The organism is Spirosoma arboris, from assembly GCF_009754945.1.
In the GTDB taxonomy this organism is placed as follows: Bacteria; Bacteroidota; Bacteroidia; order Cytophagales; family Spirosomataceae; genus Spirosoma; species Spirosoma arboris.
The window spans coordinates 241121-256541 of sequence record NZ_WPIN01000012.1 but is presented as its reverse complement, the minus strand read 5'-3'; the positions used below and the strand labels follow the sequence as shown (position 1 = coordinate 256541).

14 protein-coding genes are annotated in these 15421 nt (G+C 46.4%); 8 read left to right on the top strand and 6 right to left on the bottom strand.

Annotated features, from left to right (window positions below; all coding sequences use genetic code 11):
* Positions 1 to 264 precede the first annotated feature (264 nt).
* From GO755_RS27535 to GO755_RS27520, 4 genes are all read right to left on the bottom strand, one after another.
* Positions 265 to 2313: a HelD family protein gene (locus GO755_RS27535; protein ID WP_157588519.1), complete on the bottom strand. Its 2049-nt coding sequence runs from the start codon at positions 2311 to 2313 to the stop codon at positions 265 to 267.
* A 372-nt stretch (positions 2314 to 2685) separates the two neighbouring features.
* The gene (locus GO755_RS27530; RefSeq protein ID WP_157588518.1) at positions 2686 to 3210 is read right to left on the bottom strand and encodes a DUF6252 family protein; all 525 of its coding nucleotides are present in this window, start codon (positions 3208 to 3210) and stop codon (positions 2686 to 2688) included.
* Between the two features lie 183 nt (positions 3211 to 3393).
* Complete coding sequence (locus tag GO755_RS27525; protein WP_157588517.1) at positions 3394 to 4107, bottom strand: LrgB family protein; 714 nt, start codon at positions 4105 to 4107, stop codon at positions 3394 to 3396.
* The gene (locus tag GO755_RS27520; protein WP_157588516.1) at positions 4104 to 4463 is read right to left on the bottom strand and encodes a CidA/LrgA family protein; all 360 of its coding nucleotides are present in this window, start codon (positions 4461 to 4463) and stop codon (positions 4104 to 4106) included. The genes GO755_RS27525 and GO755_RS27520 overlap by 4 nt, the downstream gene beginning before the upstream one ends.
* Before the next feature lie 356 nt (positions 4464 to 4819).
* Between GO755_RS27520 and GO755_RS27515 the strand changes: the two genes are divergently transcribed.
* Positions 4820 to 5767, top strand: a complete 948-nt coding sequence (locus tag GO755_RS27515; RefSeq protein ID WP_157588515.1) for a bifunctional helix-turn-helix transcriptional regulator/GNAT family N-acetyltransferase — start codon at positions 4820 to 4822, stop codon at positions 5765 to 5767.
* Between the two features lie 12 nt (positions 5768 to 5779).
* Here the strand turns inward: GO755_RS27515 and GO755_RS27510 are convergent, their stop codons facing one another.
* Positions 5780 to 6241 (bottom strand): nuclear transport factor 2 family protein, encoded by a 462-nt coding sequence (locus tag GO755_RS27510; RefSeq protein WP_157588514.1) that lies wholly within the window; start codon positions 6239 to 6241, stop codon positions 5780 to 5782.
* Positions 6242 to 6248: 7 nt separating this feature from the next.
* The gene (locus GO755_RS27505; protein ID WP_157588513.1) at positions 6249 to 6452 is read right to left on the bottom strand and encodes a hypothetical protein; all 204 of its coding nucleotides are present in this window, start codon (positions 6450 to 6452) and stop codon (positions 6249 to 6251) included.
* Between the two features lie 120 nt (positions 6453 to 6572).
* Here GO755_RS27505 and GO755_RS27500 point away from each other — a divergent pair, with 120 nt between their 5' ends.
* The 7 genes from GO755_RS27500 (at position 6573) to GO755_RS27470 (ending at position 15364) form a co-directional block, all read left to right on the top strand.
* On the top strand, positions 6573 to 7157 hold the full coding sequence (locus GO755_RS27500) for a Crp/Fnr family transcriptional regulator (RefSeq protein WP_157588512.1): 585 nt from the start codon (positions 6573 to 6575) through the stop codon (positions 7155 to 7157).
* Between the two features lie 226 nt (positions 7158 to 7383).
* Positions 7384 to 7722: a PadR family transcriptional regulator gene (locus GO755_RS27495; RefSeq protein ID WP_157588511.1), complete on the top strand. Its 339-nt coding sequence runs from the start codon at positions 7384 to 7386 to the stop codon at positions 7720 to 7722.
* The gene (locus GO755_RS27490) at positions 7710 to 10385 is read left to right on the top strand and encodes an FtsX-like permease family protein (RefSeq protein ID WP_227687104.1); all 2676 of its coding nucleotides are present in this window, start codon (positions 7710 to 7712) and stop codon (positions 10383 to 10385) included. Before GO755_RS27495 ends, GO755_RS27490 begins: the two co-directional genes overlap by 13 nt.
* A 702-nt stretch (positions 10386 to 11087) precedes the next feature.
* On the top strand, positions 11088 to 11414 hold the full coding sequence (locus GO755_RS27485; RefSeq protein ID WP_157588510.1) for a hypothetical protein: 327 nt from the start codon (positions 11088 to 11090) through the stop codon (positions 11412 to 11414).
* 110 nt (positions 11415 to 11524) lie between these two features.
* The gene (locus GO755_RS27480; protein ID WP_157588509.1) at positions 11525 to 13153 is read left to right on the top strand and encodes a sensor histidine kinase; all 1629 of its coding nucleotides are present in this window, start codon (positions 11525 to 11527) and stop codon (positions 13151 to 13153) included.
* Complete coding sequence (locus GO755_RS27475; protein WP_157588508.1) at positions 13150 to 13896, top strand: LytR/AlgR family response regulator transcription factor; 747 nt, start codon at positions 13150 to 13152, stop codon at positions 13894 to 13896. The genes GO755_RS27480 and GO755_RS27475 overlap by 4 nt, the downstream gene beginning before the upstream one ends.
* Before the next feature lie 34 nt (positions 13897 to 13930).
* Positions 13931 to 15364 carry a DUF4932 domain-containing protein gene (locus GO755_RS27470; protein WP_157588507.1) on the top strand — a complete coding sequence of 478 codons (1434 nt, stop codon included), beginning with the start codon at positions 13931 to 13933 and terminating at the stop codon, positions 15362 to 15364.
* Positions 15365 to 15421: the final 57 nt, after the last annotated feature.

Sequence of the window (15421 nt, the reverse complement as noted above, 5' to 3'; positions counted from 1 at the left end):
TATTTAAGTAATAAAATGGTCAATTTGAAACCTTATTCCGCAACTATCTAAGCAGAAAAATGCCTACCAGTTATATAAAAATAGACTTTCTCTATTTCTACTCCACTGTACAATTCTGTAAGCAAATGAATATATAATTTAGAGTGGTTACCGAGGCACTTCTCTCGCTGACGTTGTAACTTGGCCACTATGTTGTTGAGTAAGCTATAGTCTTTTTTCACACAAGAAGGATTCATCTGATCCCTCTTCCCGTTAGGTTTTCCTTTATGCCGACAAAAATTCGGTGAGCTCGCCAGAATAAGTCACCCTTAGGAGATGCATCGCTCGTGTGCAGGCGATATAGAGCATTTGCTTATCGGCCTCTGTTCTATACGTATCGGCCGAAGCAAAGGGCACAATGACCTCATCAAATTCAAGGCCTTTCGCCAAGTGCGCCGTCGTGACGATAACGCCTTCTTCAAAGTCCGCCGACTCGCTGGTGAGCAAATGAACGCCTGGCGCTTTGAGCGCATCATACGTATCGGCTGCCTGTCGGGTTGTTTTGCAGATGATGCCAAGTGATCTATTTTGTGATTCCTGAAACGTTGTAATCAGTTGGTTAATGGCTTCTAATTCCTGATTGCTGTTGTTATAGCGAGTCACTGTAGGTTCCTGACCATGCCTTTCCATCGGGATAATATTAGGGTTGGGTATGATGCGCTGCGCAAAGGCCGTAATTTCTAAGGTTGATCGGTAGCTTCGATAAAGTCTGATCACGTCGGCCTGAGGAAACACGCCCTCAATCATTTCGGCTGATGAAGCGCTGTAGGGATTAACGGTCTGGCTTACATCGCCCAAAATAGTCTTTCGGCAAAGGAACAATCTTGACAAGACGGCATAGTGGACGGGTGTATAATCCTGCATCTCGTCCACCAGCAAGTGCTTAACATGATTATAGGTGGTGAGGCCTTCCAGCCGTATGCGGAAGTAAATCAGGGCAAACACATCGGCGTATTCTACTATCAGGCGGTGGTCGATCTTGAAAAGCTCAGGTTTACCAAGCCAGCGGTAAAAATCCGTGTAAAGGTCTAGTACATTGTTAAACGTAAACATGCGAGGAATGGCTTCCCAGATTTTTGTTTTCTGCTGCCCGCTAAGCTTTTGACCTGTTTTAAGGCTTACATACGACTGAACATCTTTGACCACCAGCGGAAATCGTTTTAAGATAGGAGCCCGGTGGTAGGCCATGAACTTTTCACGAATAAATGAGGCAGGAACCAGGGTTTGGCCAACCTGGAGCTGGCTAACCCTGAAGTAGTTATTCTCAATATAAAGCAGGTATTGATTCAGCTTGCTGAGAAAGTCAGCCGAGGATTTGAAGCGGATGCGTTCGATAAAAGCCAGGTCTTTTCCATCCAGTAAGGTTGACACCTGCTCGAAGAACGTCTGGAACTTGTATTTCTTTTCAAGTAAGTCCCTGGCCAGTTCATCCATGCCCATTTCCGGGATGTGTTCCTCCCCCAGTTCGGGCAGGACGTTGGAAATGTAATCAGCGAATACTTTGTTGGGAGAAATAATGAGAATGTCTTTTGCCGCGATGGTATCTCTGAAGCGGTATAACAGGAAGGCAATTCGATGTAAAGCAATCGATGTTTTACCCGAGCCAGCCACGCCCTGGATGACCATTACCGAAGCCGTTTCGTTCCGGATAACGGCATTCTGATCCCGTTGAATGGTAGCGACAATGTTCTTCATCTTGTCGTCCGACGAGTTGGCAAGCTCTTTCTGAAGAACGTCGTCATGAATGTTCACGTCGTTTTCGATCATGAACTCCAGGTGGCCATCTCTGATTTTGTATTGACGTTTCAAGGCAATGTTGCCATGAACTATTCCAGAAGGTGTTGGATAGGACGCTTCGCCCAGCTCGAAGTCATAGAACATGGAAGAAATCGGCGCTCGCCAATCATAGATCAAATTCGTACGCTGCCCCTGGTCGGCGAAGGCGTAGATGCCGATGTACACAATCGACCGCTCATTATCCCTGTTGATGAAATCAATGCGGCCAAAGTACGGGGATTGCCCAAGCTTAAGTAGCTTATGTTTTCTGGCTACGGCTGCTCCACCTGTAAACGCCATCCGGTTAATAGATTGGTCCGCAGCCACCATATCGGCTTCATCCATACCTGACTGGTGTTCATGAATATATTGCTTTTTCTCTCTGAGCTCATCGGAAAATTGCCTTACAGCGTCATCGATACGTTTGATAGCCAATGTAAGTTTTTCCTTGACCTCCGCCAGGAATTCTCGTTCTTGTTGTTCTGTCGCGTTACTCATCTGCTATGCTTAAAGAATGAATCGTAGATGCTGATCAATAGACGAATTTTCGCTTAAACGTTCTGCCTACTTATGCTGGCTGTGCGCAAAAATCTCATGATCGAGCCGCGAATATAAATCAAGTAATTTTAAAATAACTATCTGTTAATCAATTATTTAACTAAATTTCTATTCAAGCAATATTCCCTAAAATAGCACGTTAACCTAATAAGAAGGCAATCTATTAGTGGCTAGTTTTAGGCTCTTCGTCCCTGTTCGAATGATGCCTAATTGGCCCCTCCCCGGTATAAGCAAATTACCCCATAGAAAGAGTCGATTCAGTTCGACCGTTTCTATGGGGTAATCTCTATTAAAAGGCTAACCTCAAGTCGGTTACTTAAAAGCCACGTTGAAACTGCCTTCCGTTAAATTGCTTTTGAGCGTGCCCGAAGCATCATAAGCCGTAAAACTAAACGTGCCAATCACGTTGGTGGCCGTCTTTTTGGTAATCGTCACCGTTCCCGTGCCCCCATTGCGGGTCGAGAAATCATATTGGTTCACCGTCATAATCCCCATATTGACCGTGTTAATGGGAGTAGTCCCCACGCCCACCGTTTTGGGTAAGAGCAGCGCCACCAAATTTCCCGTTTTACTGTCGAGTCCATATACGCCGAAGTAGTCATTATCGCCCGGAGAGGTAGTGAGGGCATAATTAAAGTCAGGCGTATAGAGATACCCATCTACTTTGACCTGAAATCCAGCCGCAGTCTGAGTAGTTGATTGAGTAGGTGTTGTCTGAACAGTTACAGGTGCAGTTGTGGTTTGAGCAGGCATTACATCGTCGGACTTTTTGCTGCACGAGGAAAGGCAAAGGGTAGCAGAAACAGTGAAGAGGATAACCAGATAAGCCGTTTTCATGACTGAGATAAAGTTGTTTTTGGTTTTTGGTTCGATTGATGAATCAAAGCTACAACCAGTCACAAGGGGTCATCAGACCTACTATACAGGGAGTAGGTTTAACTTTAAAGACGGTGGAAAAGATGGCAAAAGTGGTATATTTCTCCTCTTAGGAGATTGGGCCTGCACGCTAACCCTTGTACTTTAATAGAGTAGTCTCTCTAGCAGGGGTAGTACCAATGCCGTAAGGATGCCCATTATCCCAATGGCTAATCCACTGGCCGCCCCTTCAATAGCGCCTAATTCCAGCGCGCGAGCTGTGCCTATGGCGTGGGAGGCTGCCCCCAACGACAGCCCAATCGCTAATTTACTCTTTACGCCAGCTAGCCGTAGAATCGATGGACCAATTAGGCCACCGTACAGACCGCTGAGTACAAGGAACGCAATCGTTAATTCAGGTACGCCACCCGCGTTTTTTGATAGTTGTACCGCAATGGGCATAGTGGCCGATTTAGGCGCTAAGGAGGCTAACAGCACTGAATCGGCCTCCAATGCTTTTGCCGTTAGCACGACACTGACAATTGCCACAATACAGCCAACCAAAACGCTGAGCAGAATAGAGCCAATATGCCCTTTAAAGTTTTCTATCTGCTCAAACAGCACATAGCCCAGGGCCACTACCGAAGGGCCAACCATAAAAGTTAACAAGTGGGATTGAGCAAAGAATGTTGCATAGCTTATGCCGGAAAAGTTCAGAAATAGAACTACCAGTGTAAGGGAAACCAGGATTGGCTGTAGTAAAGGAAGCTTAAAACGCTTGTTTAAATAAATACCGAACCAGAATGTAGCCAGGACCAGCAATAAGGAGGCTAGTTCACCTGAGAAAAGCGATTTAAATTGAGTAGCTATAGGGGTCATTTGGCGTATTGTTTACGTTTTGCTCTTGTTTCAAAAAATCGTTGAACAAGGGCTACGACCAGAATGGTCAATGTTGTGCTGACTACAATTGCCACAGCAATGGGTACGATAGCTTGTAAAAGCGGTTGGATATACAGCATAATCCCCACCGATGCGGGTGTTAGAAACAAGGCCATATTTCCCGTCAGTAGTTTTGCCGTTTCGCGTACCTGCCCAGGCTTAACCCATTTCAGCATTAGGCAGCCAAACAAGAAAAGCATACCAATAACGCTCCCCGGAATAAATCCGTTGATTAACACACTGACTGCCTCCCCAAGCCAGTAAAACATCAAAATCAGTAAAAGTCCTTTAATCATCGTTTCAGTACCTATCCATAATCTTTAAGCCTCGAACGAGCTTACCAGTTCTTTTCCACTGAGATATTTTATAGCTACCAACTGAACAATAGCTTTATTTAAGAGTGCTATAAAGGACTTATTTCTTTATTTTGTACTATATATATGGTATTTTATTGGAAAAATTATTAGAATAATTTAATCGTGCGAATGCGCCATTTATTGTCATTTTTTAGATATCCATCATCAGTGAGAATAGCGTTCTGCAACTGAATTATTGATTCGCTACGTTGAGAACGGCTTACATCATTTCATCTAGTGCCGATAAACTTATTGACAATTAGTTGCCAAAAGCAACTAATTGCTAGCTTTGCATAATGGAAAGGGAAATAAAACAAATCCGGTCGTTCAACCGCTTCTACACATCCCACCTGGGACTACTCAATCAACACATTCTGCAAAGTTCGTACTCGTTAGCAGAAATACGGGTCTTATACGAGATTGGTCAGCGGCATTCGCTAACTGCTCAGGAGCTAAGTGATCAGCTCAACCTGGACAAAGGCTACCTCAGTCGAATCATCAAGCTCCTATCAAACCGAGGCTTACTGACCAAAGTAGCTTCTGCCAGCGATGGTCGGGCTTATGACATCCAACTGACAGAAGCAGGACGTGCTTTACTGGATGTCCTGCAAGCCAAATCCGATGAGCAGATCGACCAGTTTCTTCTCCAGTTGAGCCCATCCGAACGAGCTATGGTTGTCAATGCGATGAAAACCATTGAAGATCTGTTCTCTACGAATTATACCAGTCAACTTCTGGCCCAACAGGTTGTCTACCAGGAAGGGCTGAAGCCGGGTGATATTGGCTACTTAATTTATTTACATGGTGTGTTGTATGCGCAGGAAGAAGGCTATTCGCAGGCCTTTGAAGGCTATGTGGTTAAGACGTTTTATGACTTTCTGGAGCATTATAATGCGGATAAAGATAAAATCTGGCTAGCGCTGTATCATGACCAGATCATCGGCTGTATTGCGATTCAAAGCCGGCCTAATGATGAAGCTCAAGTACGATGGTTTTTGGTTCATCCCGTTTTTCGAGGTACCGGCATCGGCAAAAAGCTTCTGGAGACGGCCCTTGCCTACTGTACAGAAACAGCGTTCAGACGGGTTTATTTGTTGACGACCGATGTGCAGCAAAAGGCTATTTCCATGTACAAAAAAGCAGGCTTTGCGCTAAGTACGTCGATTGAACTAAATCAGTGGGGCCAACTGCTCCGTGAAGAACGCTACGATCTGATCATTGGGGAGGTATCCAGTAGCTCTTGATCGGTACGTTTACTAAGGATTGGAGGGGCGTTTATCGGTCCAATCAATGATGAGCTTTCGTTCAGCAAAGAGCCACCTCCCTGCTGTTCGAACGTACGTGTCGTAATAGCGAATGCCCATAACCATGAACATCCGCTGGCCATGCTCTATCCAGATGTGATGAGCTAAACAGTAAACTTCACCAGTTGCCCGGTCTCCCTCGAGGACTACCGTATGCTGACCATTCACATGCTGGGTTACATCATAGGTTTTCAGGTCAGCAAAGCCAGCCAATAATGCCTGGTGCCCCTGTATAGTCGTAATTGGCTCGTGTTGACCAGGTTCACCCGGATAAACTTCGATTTTAGCGTCTTCTGTAAAAAGATCTGCCTGCCGCTGGGTTTCCCGGCGATCAGCGTGGTGAGCATAAGCATCGATCAGGGCCCGAATGGACTGCCGATCAGTTAGTTCGTTCGATTCTAAAGGGGATGTCATGGGTATACTAGAGAAGTTGCTTGTGTTTACGGGAAGCTACACCAATTTCAACGTCTGATTCGTAACAAATCGGGTCATTTGGGCCAGTGTTTCCTGCGCTCCTTTTGTGCACTCGGGCCAGTGCTATATCCTCCCGACAGCTATTTTTGGCCGGTGGGTAACGGGTGCCAGGTGATTCAAAGCCCAGGCGCCCTTCAGTTATCCGCATCATGAACTTACAGAGTTTGTTCACAAAACTCTGGCATACTCGGGAGAAAAAAATTAAGGTACCTTAGTTTTTACCCGAGCGGGAAGTGCGATTTTTGTGGGTTTTACGCGTACTCTTATTGTTATGTCGGTCATCAGTCTTTTGGAAAACATCAGGCGCTACACGTCTCTAACGGCAGATGAAGAAGAGCAGTTCTGCGCTATGTTCTCCATCAAAAGCCTCAAACGAAAAGAGGCACTTTTGCCGGCAGGTAGCATCTGTCATCATGAATACTATGTGAACTCAGGTTGTTTGCGAACATACTTCCTGGATTCGGGTGGGATTGAGCATAACCTCTATTTCGCAACCGAGGATTGGTGGATTTCCGATTTGTACAGTCGGACCCATTCCGCTCCTTCGTTTGTCAACATCGTAGCCGTTGAGGATTCGGAGCTTTATCAGTTCAGTCATATTGATCTGGAGGAATTTATGCGAAAAACGCCTGCCCTTGAGCGGTTTTTCCGGCTATCCTATCAGCAGTCACTGGTAAGTCAACACCTACGAAGCCTGCAACTCTTGTCCATGAGTGGGGAAGAGCGATATATTCACTTTCGGGAGCAGTATCCGCATTTGATCAATCGCATACCCCAGAAACATATCGCTACTTTTATCGGACTAACCCCTCAATTTTTTAATACCATCCACGCCAAAGTCTTACGGACGGAGTAGAAACCATAGTAGCTTCAATGGAATTAGCTTGTACCTCTTGGTAAAACCGCAGGCCCTGTCCATTTCTGAACATTGAGTTGTCCAGAAATGGACAGCTTATCATCTACCAACGGCCTAAAATAGTCCTTGCGAGGCCATCAAGCCAATTTTTAAGAGTTTGGTAAGGTATTTGTACGACAAAATCTATACTAATCTAGATGATACCCAGTTTCAACCGCTTTCGATTATGAAACGACCCTTTTTAGGTGAGTTAGAAGAGATCGTCTTGCTGACCGTAGCCGCGCTGCAAAAGTCGGCTTATTGTGCCTCGATTACGCAAACTATTGACCAGCAAATGGCCCGCAGCATTAGCTTTCCAACTGTCCACACCACTCTGCAACGGCTAGAGGAAAAAGGCTTCGTCTCTTCCCTGATGGGTGGAGCAACCACCGAGCGGGGAGGCCGTCAGAAACGGCTATTTACTGTAACGGTAGCAGGTCAGCAGGCACTTATCGAGTGTCGACACCTGCGGACTTACTTGTGGGAGCAGATTCCAACTCCAGTTCTACAGCTATGGGGCGCTTAACCAAAGGCGGAAGACCACCACGCTGGGCTAGCTGGCTACTGAGTCGCTTTAGTCCACCAGGAGCCGAAGACGAATTGCAGGGCGATATGCTGGAGATGTACACCTATTGGGTACAGACGAAAGGCGTATCAAGCGCCCGTTGGCAGTATGGGCTGGCCGTCTTACGGCTAATTCGTCCTTTTGCCTTAACCAGAACTAGCCAGCCAGACCACCGTTCTCAACCCGATTCAAAGACTAACTTTTCTTTACAACCCGCTATGATCCGAAACTATCTTCTCATTGCCTGGCGTAACCTACGAAAGAACCAGGCCTACGCCTTCATTAATGTAACCGGGCTGGCCCTGGGCATGGGCTGTGCACTGCTTATTTTCGCACTGGTCCGCTACCATTACCAAACGGACCACTACCATCATAATTTCAACCGAATCTATCAATTTACCTCCCGCTTTTCGTCGCCTACCGGTGATATCAATATTCAGGGCATCCCGTATCCATTGGGGCAGGCGATTCATACCGATTACCCTGATATTGACCAGGTGGCGATGCTGGATGAGTGGTATGCACCGCTGGTAGTGGTACCCGTTGCCAATGGAGACGACAAGAAAATCAAGGATAAAAATTATAAGGGTGCTTTTGTTGAACCGGCCTATTTCCGCATTTTCGACTATAGCTGGCTGGCCGGAGGACCTGATGATCTCAGTCAACCAGGTACGGTTGTCATGAGCGCCGAGATGGCTCGTAATTGTTTCGGTACGACAACCGGCGTCGTTGGCCGGGTCGTCCGACTCGATGCCCGCATTCCCGCCCGGGTAGTTGGGGTGTTTGCGGACTACCGGGATGATACCGATCTGGCGTACTCGATCATGGCTTCCTGGGGCTCACTTAAAGACCAGCTCGGTACCCGTCCTGAAGATCAACCGTTTAACAACACAAATGGCAGTACACACTGTTTCGCCCTGTTCAACGACCGTTTCACTGTTAACGACTGGAATCGGCAGCTTCTGTCATTTGTCAAGAAATACAATCCCAACCAAATCAAGGAGACATCTTACCCTGTCGTACCCTTTAGCGACATGCACTTATCGCCCGAGTATGGTGGGGTGAGCCGGGAATTGCTGCTTTCACTGGTATTGATCGGCCTGTTGCTGGTCGGTACGGCTAGTATCAATTTTGTGAACCTGGCCACGGCACAGGCTCTCAACCGGGCTCGGGAAGTAGGTGTTCGGAAGGTATTGGGCAGTACTAAAGCCCAGTTATTCTGGCAATTCATGGGCGAAACGACGCTCATTGTCCTACTCGCCTTAGTGCTGGCGGCTGGCGTATGTTGGTATGGGCAAACGCTGGTTCATACCTACCTGCATGGCCCATTTCGGTTTACCTTTTACTTTTCACCATCAGTGATCGGGTGGATAGCCCTATTGGTAGTAGCGGTCATTCTGCTAGCGGGTCTGTATCCAGCTTTGGTTGTAGCGGGATTCCGACCCGTCGTTGCCTTAGCCGGACGGCTCACTACACAGCAGGCAGGCGGGTTCTCCCTCAGACGGGGACTAGTGACCGCCCAGTTCGCTATTTCTCAGCTGCTGATTATCGGATTGGTCGTGGTGGCTTATCAACTCAGCTATGTTCGGAATAAGGATTTGGGCTTTCGAAAGGATGCTATCCTGACGGTGAGTCTGCCCAACACGCCCACCCAGGACTTAAGTAAACTGAGTACTTTCCGGAATCTGGCTACAACCCTACCCGATGTAGGCCAATTCAGCTATTCACTGGGTGGACCTCCCCAGTCAGGCATGACCAGCCAAACCCGGGTACGTTTCGACACCCGTCCTCAAATAGAGCCGTATACACCCCAGCAGACTTGGATTGATGCTGATTATGTGGGCCTGTATGGTCTGAAATTAGTAGCCGGACGTAACCTGCATCCTTCCGACACGGCCCGTGAAGCACTTATCAACGAAACGTTCATGCACCGACTGGGCTTTAACCGCCCGGCAGAAGTATTGGGCAGATTCTTGCACAAAGAGGGGTTTGCTCCCCTGGAGATTGTCGGGGTGTTAACCGATTACAATCAGCTGGATCTTAAACAGGGAATAAACCCATTGTTTATGACTACGTTAGCGAGTGGCTTCTATTCGGCCAATATTCAATTGAGTTCGGCCAACTATAGTCGGGCGTTGAGTCAGTTAGAGCGGGTATACAATCAGGTTTATCCCGATAGTTTTTTCGAGCCGGAGTTTGTGGAACAGCAACTCCAGAAGGCTTATCAGCAAGAACAAACCATGGGTCGGCTGATCAACTGTTTTGCCGGGCTTGCCTTGTTTATCGGTTGTATGGGCTTATATGGCCTGGTTTTGTTCATGGTGTTGCAACGAAGGAAGGAGGTTGGCGTGCGCAAGGTGCTGGGCGCCAGTGTAAGCAGTATTCTGTGGCTGTTTAGCCGGGAGTATGTACGGCTGATTGGCATTGCTTTTTTGCTGTCGGCACCCTTGGGGTGGTGGGTCATGACAAGTTGGCTAAACAACTTTGCCTATAAGATTTCGATGAGCCCGCTCATGTTTCTGCTATCGTTACTGGTAACGGGAGTAGTTGTGCTGCTAACGGTGAGTTTTCAGAGCGTGAAGGCGGCCCAGATGAACCCAGTGAAATCCTTACGGAACGAATAGGTTCGTGGCTTACGACCGAGCCAATCGGTCTACCTGGCGAATATGACTAGGCAGCGGCCAGTCATCAAACTCAATAGCATTTAAGCTCGTTTAATCGAATTGATTAACTTCTTCATTCTGCTGAATACACTGGAGTTTGCTATCTAGTCACAACAAACTCCAGTGTAAAGGCGGGTTAACGTTGTCAGAGGATTTTGCTACTAAGTTATCTGATTATGCTTTTTGCTGGCTATCCAGTTAGCTTCTACTTCTGGATCGTAAGGGTAGGCAATTGCCAACGAGCAGACCCCAAAGTACTAGGTTGATCCGATGAAAAATTAAATGATGTCGTAAGCTGAACTCCAGGAATACAACTATATCGGTTCGCTATATTGAGCAACAGACACCGGTGGAATTGTAGGCGTTAAGAAAATTGCAAACTTTCGATTTGGAAGAGTGTCGACTTCTGCATCAGGCCATACACCTGGTGACGAGTTATTTCTCAGGTAAAGTCGATCCAGGCATGCTAGCCCTGCAAATTAAGATTGACCTGTTTTACGAAGAACGCCAAAAATAGTGGACTATTTTGATGCCAACCACCGCCTTGTAGGGTATGGGCGTTTAAAGAAATCGTTTTTAATAAAAGTCTCCCTTTATCAGAAATAATACTGGTTTTTATTAACTTTATGTTTTACTTATCTTGTATTGTGATAACTATATCATATGGATGTTCAGGAAGGAAACGCAACTCTGTTAACGCCACAAGTATTATTACGATTAATGCTTTATACGGATACTTCCCAGCGGTCAGCCACTCAATTTGCTCCGGATGCCTGGGTAGATTTTGATACTGCTTTTGGGCCAACTTTTCAGGTAGGAACTGAGCATCAGATGGCCATCGTCAATGAAGATCGTAAGTCAATACCGTATCGGGTGGTTGTCGTCAAAGCGCCCTTATTAGAACAAACACCACATCCTGATGAAAGTGGAGACATGGTGCCGATGGCCACGTTATATCTGATGCCTGCGGCTCAGGCAGCCCCTTTCTGATTCCTGTTTAGCTGCCCAATAAGCACGATTCACAGCCACAGAGACCGGATTCACAGTTCATCTATATTTATAAAAAGAAGAGTAGACCTTTGTGGCACAGATGAAACGCCATGAAAAAGGGAAGCTTAGTTATTCTTTTCCTCATCCATATAGTTAGCCCCCTTTATGCCCAGATCAATTGGGGAGATTACTCGCAGAGTTTCCCTTCTGGAGCTATGGACAAAGTCTCAACTGTGGCGTTGATCTTAGCCATACCCAAGGCGAACAACTCTTTCTGGAAAACGCATGGCAACAGCGCCTATTTTTATGACCTAGCCAGGGATAATTCCTTTAAAAAGATACGGCCTGCCAACCTGGTTGCCCGTACGACTTTTGATACCGCCAGAGCGCAATTTTTCCTGCACGGGGTGAACAGGACCAATGCCTATAGCTATCAGTTCCGGGTTATGGACTATCCCACTCAAAACGTGATCGTGCCGTGGAAGTCTATCGCTAATTTTACAGATTCAGCCCTGATCAAAAGCGCGGGGTTACCCCAAATGGCTTATCTGGGTGGTTACAAAGCGCCTTTGGGAAAGATGTTGATTGTAGATGTCAGAAAAACGAGTGATCAGCAGATCATCGCGACGTCTATGGTAGCCTGGGAATCAATCCGGCCGAGTGTGTCGAACATCTATACCTCAGCCAACTTTGATACCTTTCTGAAAAAGCTGCAATATCCCTGGGCCAACGAAAAAGATACTGGCCTGACTCAGTCCCTGGACAAAGATCTTCGCTTACCAGCTACCAATACCAATCTGATCTTTTTTCTGAATGCCGATATTTATTCGAAAGAGCAGATTCAATATCAGCTGATCCGCAACGACCAGGTGATGCATCCATGGCATAGTAACGAGTATGCGAACAGCTTTATCTGGCTTAAAGATTTTTTGCCCGGTGAGTATCGGCTACGTATACGGTACTTGGTACAGCCTCAACACGTAACCGAATATCGTTTTGACGTAGAATCTGCGTGGTACCAATCCATCTGGTTCAAACTCATAGCTATTCTTATGGGTGTTGTAGTGTTGGGGCTCCTCTTATTCGTGAACCTGTTGATTCGGCAACGGCGTAAAACTCAGCAGGAAACAGCCAACAGGCAAAAGCTGCAACTAGAGCTAAAGGCACTTTACGCCCAGCTTAATCCTCATTTTGTGTTCAACGCCCTGAGCTCGATTCAGGGACTGATTAACCGACAGGACATCAAAGGGGCCAATGATTATTTGTCGGATTTCGCCCGGTTGATGCGAGACTCGTTAAGCCGTAAGGAGGAAACCTCTCTCAACGAAGAATTGCAAACGATGGATACATACCTCAAGCTTGAGCAGCTTCGGTTTGGGTTCCAATATGCCATCCATGTCGATGAATCGGTTAATGTGTATACGACCAATGTACCTTCTCTGTTATGGCAACCCTTACTGGAAAATGCAGTCAAACATGGGGTTGCTGCCTTACAGCAATCAGGCCTGATTAACATCGAGCTTGAAAAGATAGACAACACCTTAATCACCAGAATCTCCGATAACGGACGCGGTTTTGCGACTCATGAGGCTACCGATGGCTTTGGCTTAAAACTTACCCGCGATCGGATCAAGTTAGTAAACGAGCTTAACAGCGAGCAGCCTATAAGCTTAACGATCAACAGCCACTTGCCCACTGGTACCGAAGTGACCTTAATTTTTACGCATTGGTTTATATGAAAGCGATTCTGATTGATGACGAGCAACATAACCTGGACAACCTTCGGGCCTTGCTAGCAATGTACTGTCCACAGGTAGACGTATGCGCTGTAGCGTTGAGTGCCGAACAGGGTAAAGTGGGGTTGTATACCTATCAACCAGACCTGCTCTTTCTGGACATTCAGATGCCCGATCAGGATGGATTTGCCATGTTACGTAGCCTGGCTCAGTACGATTTTGAAATCATCTTTGTGACGGCCTATGATCAGTATGCCATTCAGGCGATGCGTTTTGCGGCAGTAGATTATCTGCTCAAACCCGTAGATATTGCTGAGTTGCAGGCAGCGGTGGCTAAAGCTAGTAAACAACGACAGCTAAAAGTCCAGAATCAGCAGTTGGAAAATCTGATGCAACTGCTCAAGACCCAGCCCTCTAAAGAAGAGCAGCGTCTGGCGTTGGCGACCACTAGGGAAACCCGATTTGTGAAGACCAGTGAGATCATTCGCTGTGAATCGTCTAACAACTATACAACCTTCTTTTTAGTCGACGGCGACGCCTTGCTTGTTTGCAAACCCATTTATGAATACGAAGAAATTCTCCGGGACTATAGCTTCATTCGCTGTCATCAATCTCATTTAGTGAACACAGCCTTTATCAAAAGCTGGAAGAAAGAATTTGGCGATTTTCTGCTGCTGACCAATGGTACAGAAGTGCCGATATCCAGAGGTAAAAAAGAAGTGATAAAGAAAGCGCTAAACCTGTAGCCGATATATACACTCAAATTTTATCACCACTCTGATGACAAAATTATCAGCCGTCCTACTTGTGCTCATTTTGGCCGCTTCCTGCCTTATCGGTAAAGCAGAAACCAGGGATCATCAACTCATCAGATTATCCGAAACCTATGAGCTGGCTAACATTATTTTAGCCCTTACCGACTATGGAAAAAGCGATCCCTGGGAGGTGTCGCAACAATCGGCCTACTACCAGGAAGTGAGGCTGCACTTTGACCAGTATGCCAGCCACCCGCTGCTGGCTAAGGTGAATTATTCGCGGGAAAAGTGGGAAAGTTATCTCAGCTTCAGAACGGATGCCTATGCGTTCGATTTTAATAAAGATAGCCATCTGGTCAGGACGTTGGCGTTTACGGCAAATCGAGGCTTTAACCCGTTTGAAGAGAACCTGGAACTGGTCGACGACTTTGTAAAGGTCACCGGTTTTCGACAATTCTATAAAGATCATCTTCCCTATTATCAACGTCTGGCAACTGATTATCTAGCCTCGCAACGTTACCCAGAGATGCTCCAATTCTTAGAAAAAGAATTGGGTAAACGTCAGGAAATTACCTCCTATGCCATTGTCTTGTCTCCGTTGGTAGGGCGTATGAACTGTCACCGGATGGTAGGGGATGTGGGCACGGATTTTATCACGTTACCCAATTTTTTGCTGACCGGTAAAGCCGTTCGTACGGTTAGTCAGGAAGCGATTGCTTCTGGTACCCATATGCTCTTTACCGAATTGGATCATGCCTTTGTTAACCCCCTTACAGATCAATACCGGACTTTGCTGAAGGCTAACTTTAGTAATCAGAAATGGGATACCGGCAGTGGCTATGAGCAGGATAGTCTGGCTACGTTTAATGAGTATATGACCTGGGCGGTGTATGATCTCTACACCCAAACTTATTTCCCAGACGTGACTGCCAAAGTCAATACCGATTGGGCACTACAGAATGAAACCCGTGGCTTTTACGCCAGTTCCTTATTTAACAGGGAGCTGGCTACACTTTATCATTATCGTAAACCAGGACAGACACTCAAGGACTTATACCCAATCTTCATTAAACAGATTGGTTTGCGACAACCCGATCTTAGTAAGCCGTTGATCACCGATTGTAACCTGGCCAACAAAACGATTGAAGATACCCTTGCTACTTTTGTGATTCACTTCTCCGAGCCCATGAAAGAGCTTAGCTCATTTGATGTAATCCGGGCTGTCAGCGAACAGGGTAAGTTGAAACAGGAGCGTCTGGAGATTACCCGACAAAATAATGGATTGGACTGGTCAGATAACGGTAGGACGGTACGATTTACACTGAATCTGGTCAAAGGGACTCTTAATCAACTTATTTTCAATTACCCCTGGAAAACCTTAGTTACTCTCAGAAGCTTCAAGGGTGTTGATTTGCCTCCCTATTCGTTCATTAAAACCACCGTTTCAGCAGGTGATTAACCTGGCTCAAACAGACTTTTTGAGTTAAAACAAAGAAGCCCTGAATCATTGAAGATT

Bases quoted from the DNA above. Each gene is read 5' to 3' on its own strand.
- GO755_RS27520 (WP_157588516.1), bottom strand. From the start codon at position 4,463: ATGATTAAAGGACTTTTACTGATTTTGATGTTTTACTGGCTTGGGGAG.
- GO755_RS27480 (WP_157588509.1), top strand. From the start codon at position 11,525: ATGAAAAAGGGAAGCTTAGTTATTCTTTTCCTCATCCATATAGTTAGC.
- GO755_RS27495 (WP_157588511.1), top strand. From the start codon at position 7,384: ATGAAACGACCCTTTTTAGGTGAGTTAGAAGAGATCGTCTTGCTGACC.
- GO755_RS27500 (WP_157588512.1), top strand. From the start codon at position 6,573: ATGTCGGTCATCAGTCTTTTGGAAAACATCAGGCGCTACACGTCTCTA.
- GO755_RS27475 (WP_157588508.1), top strand. From the start codon at position 13,150: ATGAAAGCGATTCTGATTGATGACGAGCAACATAACCTGGACAACCTT.
- GO755_RS27515 (WP_157588515.1), top strand. From the start codon at position 4,820: ATGGAAAGGGAAATAAAACAAATCCGGTCGTTCAACCGCTTCTACACA.
- GO755_RS27525 (WP_157588517.1), bottom strand. From the start codon at position 4,107: ATGACCCCTATAGCTACTCAATTTAAATCGCTTTTCTCAGGTGAACTA.
- GO755_RS27485 (WP_157588510.1), top strand. From the start codon at position 11,088: ATGGATGTTCAGGAAGGAAACGCAACTCTGTTAACGCCACAAGTATTA.
- GO755_RS27530 (WP_157588518.1), bottom strand. From the start codon at position 3,210: ATGAAAACGGCTTATCTGGTTATCCTCTTCACTGTTTCTGCTACCCTT.
- GO755_RS27510 (WP_157588514.1), bottom strand. From the start codon at position 6,241: ATGACATCCCCTTTAGAATCGAACGAACTAACTGATCGGCAGTCCATT.
- GO755_RS27470 (WP_157588507.1), top strand. From the start codon at position 13,931: ATGACAAAATTATCAGCCGTCCTACTTGTGCTCATTTTGGCCGCTTCC.
- GO755_RS27490 (WP_227687104.1), top strand. From the start codon at position 7,710: ATGGGGCGCTTAACCAAAGGCGGAAGACCACCACGCTGGGCTAGCTGG.
- GO755_RS27505 (WP_157588513.1), bottom strand. From the start codon at position 6,452: ATGATGCGGATAACTGAAGGGCGCCTGGGCTTTGAATCACCTGGCACC.
- GO755_RS27535 (WP_157588519.1), bottom strand. From the start codon at position 2,313: ATGAGTAACGCGACAGAACAACAAGAACGAGAATTCCTGGCGGAGGTC.